Annotated in this window: 7 protein-coding genes; 4 read left to right on the top strand and 3 right to left on the bottom strand. The window is 45.6% G+C overall.

The window, feature by feature from the left end; translation table 11 throughout:
- Positions 1-46 precede the first annotated feature (46 nt).
- Both QMA35_RS20450 and QMA35_RS20455 read left to right on the top strand, forming a co-directional pair.
- Complete coding sequence (locus tag QMA35_RS20450; protein WP_281648999.1) at positions 47-1,048, top strand: GTP-binding protein; 1,002 nt, start codon at positions 47-49, stop codon at positions 1,046-1,048.
- Positions 1,049-1,101: 53 nt separating this feature from the next.
- A complete protein-coding gene (locus QMA35_RS20455; RefSeq protein ID WP_281649000.1) occupies positions 1,102-1,959 on the top strand; it encodes a PA4780 family RIO1-like protein kinase in 858 nt (285 codons plus the stop codon).
- Here the strand turns inward: QMA35_RS20455 and QMA35_RS20460 are convergent.
- From QMA35_RS20460 to QMA35_RS20470, 3 genes are all read right to left on the bottom strand, one after another.
- Entirely contained in the window at positions 1,951-3,699 is a 1,749-nt protein-coding gene (locus QMA35_RS20460; protein WP_281649001.1) for a bifunctional protein-serine/threonine kinase/phosphatase, read from the bottom strand. The genes QMA35_RS20455 and QMA35_RS20460 overlap by 9 nt on opposite strands.
- 75 nt (positions 3,700-3,774) lie before the next feature.
- Positions 3,775-4,215, bottom strand: a complete 441-nt coding sequence (gene cynS, locus QMA35_RS20465; RefSeq protein WP_281649002.1) for a cyanase — start codon at positions 4,213-4,215, stop codon at positions 3,775-3,777.
- Positions 4,216-4,235: 20 nt separating this feature from the next.
- Positions 4,236-5,048 carry a formate/nitrite transporter family protein gene (locus QMA35_RS20470; RefSeq protein WP_281649003.1) on the bottom strand — a complete coding sequence of 271 codons (813 nt, stop codon included), beginning with the start codon at positions 5,046-5,048 and terminating at the stop codon, positions 4,236-4,238.
- A gap of 319 nt (positions 5,049-5,367) precedes the next feature.
- On the opposite strand from QMA35_RS20470, the gene QMA35_RS20475 reads away from it, so the two are divergent.
- Together QMA35_RS20475 and QMA35_RS20480 are read left to right on the top strand one after the other, a co-directional pair.
- A complete protein-coding gene (locus QMA35_RS20475) occupies positions 5,368-5,970 on the top strand; it encodes a LysE family translocator (RefSeq protein WP_281649004.1) in 603 nt (200 codons plus the stop codon).
- Positions 5,971-5,991: 21 nt separating this feature from the next.
- Positions 5,992-6,813: an AraC family transcriptional regulator gene (locus tag QMA35_RS20480; protein ID WP_281649005.1), complete on the top strand. Its 822-nt coding sequence runs from the start codon at positions 5,992-5,994 to the stop codon at positions 6,811-6,813.
- The last annotated feature ends 100 nt before the right edge of the window (positions 6,814-6,913 follow it).

The raw sequence follows: 6,913 nt of genomic DNA on the forward strand, positions 1-6,913 counted from the left end.
CTGGTTTATGCTTAACCGGACAGTAGTGATTGATGAGTAGTTGTTGATGAATATTATCCAAGCAGTTCCCACAAACATCATTACAGGTTTCTTGGGGGCAGGAAAAACAACTGCCATTCTTCATCTGCTGAAAATGAAGCCTGAACAAGAACGCTGGGCTGTACTGGTCAATGAATTTGGTGAAATCGGTATTGATGGCAGCTTGTTTAAAGGCTCTGAAACTGGAGAAAACGGGATATTTATAAGAGAAGTGCCGGGTGGCTGCATGTGCTGCACTTCTGGCCTGCCTATGCAAATGGCTCTGAATATGTTGCTGAAAGTCGCCAAACCAGATCGTCTGCTTATAGAGCCAACCGGCCTCGGACATCCGAAGGAAGTGCTGGATACATTAAGCTCAGAACATTACCAGAGTGTACTAACACTCCATTCCACCATCTCTCTTGTTGATGCCCGCAACCTGCAGGATTCCCGCTACACAAGCCATGAAATTTTCAATCAACAGCTTGAAATTGCAGACATTGTGGTTGGTAATAAATCAGATCTTTATCAATCTAACGATAAAGAGGCTTTGGAGAATTACCTTTCGCAATCCAGCCTCGGCGACAAGAAGCTTGCCTTTACCTCTCAGGGAAAACTGGAGGTTGAGTGGTTGAGCGGGAACAGTTCTTATATCTCCCACCAAAAAACAAGCAGGCTTCAAAATTCCCGAGCGATTGATAATCAGGACACCGGGGATACTTCTAGCGAGATACCAATTGAAGGATTCTTGCGTTCCGATAACAAAGGCGAAGGGTTTTCCAGCTGCGGCTGGCAGTTCGCTCCGGACATAACTTTTGACCGAAAAAAGCTATTTGCCTTTCTGTCAGGCTTGGAAGTGGAAAGAGCCAAAGCAGTGTTCATCACATCTGAGGGGCTGTATGGTTACAACAAATCCCGGGATGCTTTAACGGAAATGGAGCTCGATGAATGTCTGGACAGCCGTATAGAAATTATCTCAGCCTCCCCAAATGACTCCTGGGAACAGGCTATTTTGAATTGCCAAATCTAACAAGGTTGTCAGTTCCCCTTTTTTATTGTCGGTATATGCGATAAAAAGACATCGTGAAAATTCCAAAACGATTACGACCCCTGGTCGACGCTGGTCTGGTAGATGACGTCATACGCAGATTAATGAGCGGCAAAGAAGCCGATGTTTATGTTGTGCAATGTGGAGAGGAAATCCGTTGTGCCAAGGTTTACAAAGAAGCTGCCAAGCGCAGCTTTAAACAAGCCGTAAAATATCAAGAAGGGCGTAAGGTTCGTAACAGCCGCCGCGCCCGCGCCATGGAGAAAGGCTCCAAATTCGGGCGGAAGCAGCAGGAAGAAATCTGGCAGAGCGCTGAAGTTGATGCCCTGTTTCTTCTTGCCAATGCTGGTGTTCGGGTTCCCAAACCTTACGAGTGCATCGATGGCGTTCTTCTGATGGAGCTGGTTGTTGATGAAGACGGCGATGTGGCTCCTCGGTTAAATGATATTGCGATGCAAGCTGAACAGGCTCGTGAAGACCATGCATTAATGATGACCTACGTGATGCGTATGCTATGCGCAGGCCTGGTTCATGGAGATTTGTCTGAGTTCAATGTGCTCATGGCCGAAGATGGCCCGGTTATTATTGATTTGCCTCAGGCCGTGAATGCTGCTGCAAATAACAATGCCAAGGCCATGCTGGAGCGGGATGTCAGCAATATAACTGAGTATTACGCACAGTTCGCTCCCGAACTTCTTAACAGCCGTTACGCTGAGGAAATGTGGGCTCTTTTCGAAGAAAGCAAATTGACGCCAGAAACTGAACTAACAGGCTTTTTTGAAGAAAACACAAACAGTGCAGATGTCGACGCTATGCTTGCAGAAATTCAAGCTGTTATCGCAGAGGAGGAAGAAAAGCAGCAACGTATGCAAGATGATGACGAGTTAGCCTGAAACCATTTCAAACATTAATAGAGTGAACAGAACCAGTGAAATGCACTGCCAGAATTTCACTGGGTCACGCTCAATAAGCGGTGGCCTATGCAAATGCTGAAACTCAGGACTGGGGTTGTGAAGGTCATAGATAAACTCTGACACTTCATAATAACGTTTACGAGGCTCTACTTTCAGGGCCTTTTGAATGGCCATCTCAACCCACTCAGGCACAGCGTTTGTACCTTTTTTAGCATTGTCAGGATGAATGGGCTGATAGCTCAGTTTCGCCTGTTCCTTCCTGGTTCGGGCATTCGCAACACTCAGCCCATAGGGCAAGCGCCCCGTCAGCATCTGGTAGCAGATCACCGCCAGCGAAAATATATCTGAACGGGAATCAACAGGCTCACCCGTGAAATATTCAGGTGCGCTGAATTGTGCAGTGCCGGGTATCTCATAAACACTTTCGACTTGGCCAATATCACTGATACCTGCCACACGGGTTGCGCCGAAGTCGATGATCTTCACCACGCCCGCCCCATCAACCATGATGTTGTTCGGCCTCAAATCCTGATGCATCATTTCCTGACGGTGAAATGCCTGCAGGCCTTTGCCTATCTGGGAAATAATATCCCTCACCTGAGCAAGGCTTGGTTTGGGGTTATCAATCATCCACTGCCCCAGACTTTGCCCTTCGATAAACTCTGTTGCCAGGTACAGGTAATGTTTCTTCCTTGGTGCACTATACGCTTTTAAAACATGGGGGTTATCGATTCGCCGTGCAATCCACTCTTCCAGCAGCATACTTTCCAGATAATTTTGATTACCTCTTAGTTCAGTACTGGGCACTTTAAGAACAACCTGACGCTGGCTGGTATCGTCTGTCGCAAGATAAACATGGCTACGACTACTGATATAAAGCTCACGTTGCAGTGTATAACCATCAAACTTCATTCTTGGCGCAAGCTCAGGTGGCAATGCTAATGAAGAAACCTGCTGCTGAACCTCTTCAATCTTTTGTTCTGGCAACGTGTCGATTCTTAGAATCTGCAAAGTAAGATTGTCTGTACCGCCTGACTCTAACGCACGGTTTAACGCCGATTGGCAGAGTTGATCCAAATCTGCGTCTTTTTCCAAACACTGCGACAGTATCTGCTTCAGGAATCCTTCACCGCAGTATTCGTAGATGCCATCTGTCGCCAATAAAAATATATCCTGCTCCACCAATGGCAGTGATGCATAATCCAGCTCAAGTTGTTGGTGGATTCCCAGAGCCCGGGTGAGATAACTGGTTTCGGTGGAAACCTGTCGTCTGTGATCCTGTGTCAGCTGTTCAAAATCACCATCCTGCAAGCGATAAATACGTGAATCACCGCTGTGGAAAATATGCGCCGTATTCGATTTGAAAATAACGCCGCTAAAGGTGCAGATATAACCCTTATCTTTGTTAAATCTATGGGGGCTGTTTTGAGTCTGAGCGTAAAGCCAGGAGTTGGTAGCCTTTAAAACTTTGTGAGCTGATTTTTTAACGGACCAGGCTTCCGGTGTGCAGTAATAGTCGCTGACAAAACTATTGATAGCGGTTTGGCTGGCGATATGACTGACATTGCTGGTGCTGATGCCATCAGCCACAGCAGCCACAATACCTTTGGTTGCGCACAGCAGATTTTCAGGACTTAGAAAACCGTGGCAATCCTGGTTAGCAGGTTTGCGGCCAGCACTGGAGCTGGAGCCTGCTGTTATCGTTAATCTTTTTATCATTGCAAAAAGGCCTTCACTCGCTCTCTGTCTATAAAGAATGAGTGAAGGCCTGTCCCAGCGGCTCTTAAGTTATGACTACCATGATTTATAAGGGAGGAACTTACCGTTCATGGTTAACACAACCCTGTCGCCTTTAGGGTCTTCCTGCTTGTCCACATCCATGGAAAAGTCGATAGCACTCATAATTCCATCACCAAACTTTTCCTGAATCACCTCTTTCAATGTTTCTCCATAAACACCAACAATTTCATAGAGGCGGTAGATCAATGGATCTGTAGGAACTGTCTGATCCCAAACCTTGGTCGGGTAGGCCATCAACGCTTCTGCGACATCCTGTTCGAGGGACAGATACTCAACAATTGCCAGAGCTTTCTCTGTCGTTACACTGTTCATACCCAAACAAGCTGAGGTTAACCAAACCGGAGAGCAATCAAGGTCTTGCGCCATGGTTTCCCAGCTCAGCTTCTTTTCAGATTTCTCCACCAGAATGGCTTCTGTCATTTCAACCTTATTCATAATCATGCTCCCCCAACCAATTAAGCCAGCTTACGCTCAGGGCTGGTTTTCACATGAGTCAGGTACAGAGGCAGGCCAACCAGCAGGAAGCCACCCACAAGGTTACCCAGTGCAGTTGGAAGTTCGTTCCACAACAGGTAATCCATAACAGTGAACTCACCACCCATGATCATGGAGAATGGGAACAGGAACATGTTTACGATGGAGTGTTCAAAGCCCATGAAGAAGAACAGCATGATTGGCATCCACATAGCCATCATTTTGCTGCCGGCAGAAGTAGAAATCATTGCGCCAACAACACCCATAGACACCATCCAGTTACACAGCATTCCGCGGATGAAAATTGTTAACCAGCCAGACAAACCGTGTTCCTGATAGCCCAGGGTACGAGATTCACCAATCGCAGATACTTTCGCGGCAATCGCACCACCATCAATGCTGTAACCGTAAGTGAGAATAAACGACATAAAGAAGGCAGTGGTTAATGCTCCGGCAAAGTTGCCAAGAAATACCCACCACCAGTTACGCAGAATTTGAGAAACAGTAATCCCCGGTCTTTTATCCAGCCAGGCCAGAGGAACAAGAGTAAATACACCGGTTAACAAATCAAACTTCATCAGGTAAAGCATGATAAATCCAACCGGGAACAAGATTGCTCCCAATACCGGCAACCCTGTTTTAATTGCAACGGTAATCGCAAAAATGGCAGCCAAGCCAAGAATAGCACCAGCCATAAAGGCACGAATAAACGTGTCTCTGACTGACATATGACACTTGGATTCCCCTGCATCCACCATCTTGGTAACAAATTCGCCAGGTTCTATATAGGCCATACTGCACTCTCCCCATGTGTGATTTTATAATCACCAAGGGTTTAGCAAAGAGGATGCCAAGCTCATGAGTGGATAACTAAGTAATTGATATATTGAGTTTTTAACAATTATAAAACACAACGATCTATTACCTATAAGCAGAAATAATGCACGACACCCCATTTATAAAGCACTACAAACAAGCAGTGTTACGAAATTATATTTATGGGGAGTTCCCATAATAGTGCAAATCAAGAAACCAAAGAGCAATTTCGTTCAATACCACCTTGACTCACCTCACTTATATTCGGTTCTATAAGTTCTAACACCTGAGAAAACAATGATTCCGATTCTAATCTCTATGCTTCTCTTTGCATTTATTGGCGCCGTTTCTCCCGGGCCGGTTAACGTTATTGCAACAGGCGCTGGCGCCAATTTTGGTTTTATTCGCGCTCTTCCCTATGTATTTGGAGCAACCGTTGCTTATACGCTTATCGTTTTCCTTGTGGGTATTGGTTTGAACCAACTACTGCAGACTTACCCTCGGATCACAGACAGCCTTCGTTATTTTGGTGGTACATTTCTCCTCTATATGTCCTACAAACTGGCTACGACAGGAGCCATGTCCAAAGAAAAACAGGCAAACAAGCAACCACCCACCTTTACCGAAGGGGCTTTGTCTCAGTGGTTAAATCCTAAAGCCTGGCTGGTATCCATGTCTGGAGTGAGTTTATTTGTAGCAACTAACAGTCCTACTTCTTTGTATCTTGCCGCATTCTGCCTGATCTCTTTTTTTGCCTGCTTTACTGGTGTTGGCACATGGGCAGTTGCCGGGCATTTGATTCATAAGCTTCTCTCTCAACGCAAACATCAAATAGCATTCAGTATAACAATGGGCTTGCTACTTGCTGGCAGTGTCATCAGTATGCTCTTTATTCAGTAGTCTCTTATTCAAATAATAAATATGGCAGTCATTGATAAAAATACGTCTTTCAAGCGCAGCGAAACCTTGCCGTGGGTAGAGATGCGTTGCGCTAATCAATCGGCAGCCTGCTACCATACCCACTCACATGATGAGTTCTCTTTCGGGGTGATTGATGCAGGTCGCGCAGAATACCGGAACATGAAGAAGCGTAACCAGATTGCTCATGGTTCTACCGTGACAATAAACCCTGGCGATGCTCACTCCTGTAATCCCAGTGCTGGTGAATGGTCTTATCGGATGTTGTTTGTAGACACCCACTGGATTGGCCAGCTTCAGCAGGACATGCTCAAGTCCAGCGTTCAGGATTATCACCCTTTTAAAACTCAGTATCTCAACGACAATCACAGTTACCTGCACTTCCATCAGCTGTTCGAAGGATTACTCAACGAACCCAACCCACTGGTAGCAGAAAACCTTCTGGTGACTTATTTAGAAAACTTGTTTGTTGACCATAACAGGAATGCTCCTGATTCCAAAAAGCCAGACACTCATCGAGTAATACGAGCCAAAGAAGCTATCATGGATCAACTGGAAAGCAATGTTTCCCTGGAATATCTTGCTGAGCAGACAGGGCTAAGTCGTTATCATTTAATTCGAAGCTTTAAAGCCCGGTATGGGCAATCACCCCATGCATTCCAACTGGATAACCGTATAAAAAAGGCCAAGGTGCTTTTGCAAAGAGGCAGTAATTTATCTGACATTGCCTGTGACCTGGGGTTTGCGGATCAAAGTCACTTCCAGCGTAACTTTAAAAAACGATTAGCTATGACTCCGAAACAATACCAAGATTTTTTTATTTAACGCTTAAATAGCTGAGACAAAATCGTAAGAGTCAAAACTCTATGTACGGGACAAAACCTGAAGCATCGTCAGGAATCCGATCTGGTCGTTTTTTGAGCAC

This window comes from Parendozoicomonas sp. Alg238-R29 (assembly GCF_947331445.1).
In the GTDB taxonomy this organism is placed as follows: domain Bacteria; phylum Pseudomonadota; class Gammaproteobacteria; order Pseudomonadales; family Endozoicomonadaceae; genus Sansalvadorimonas.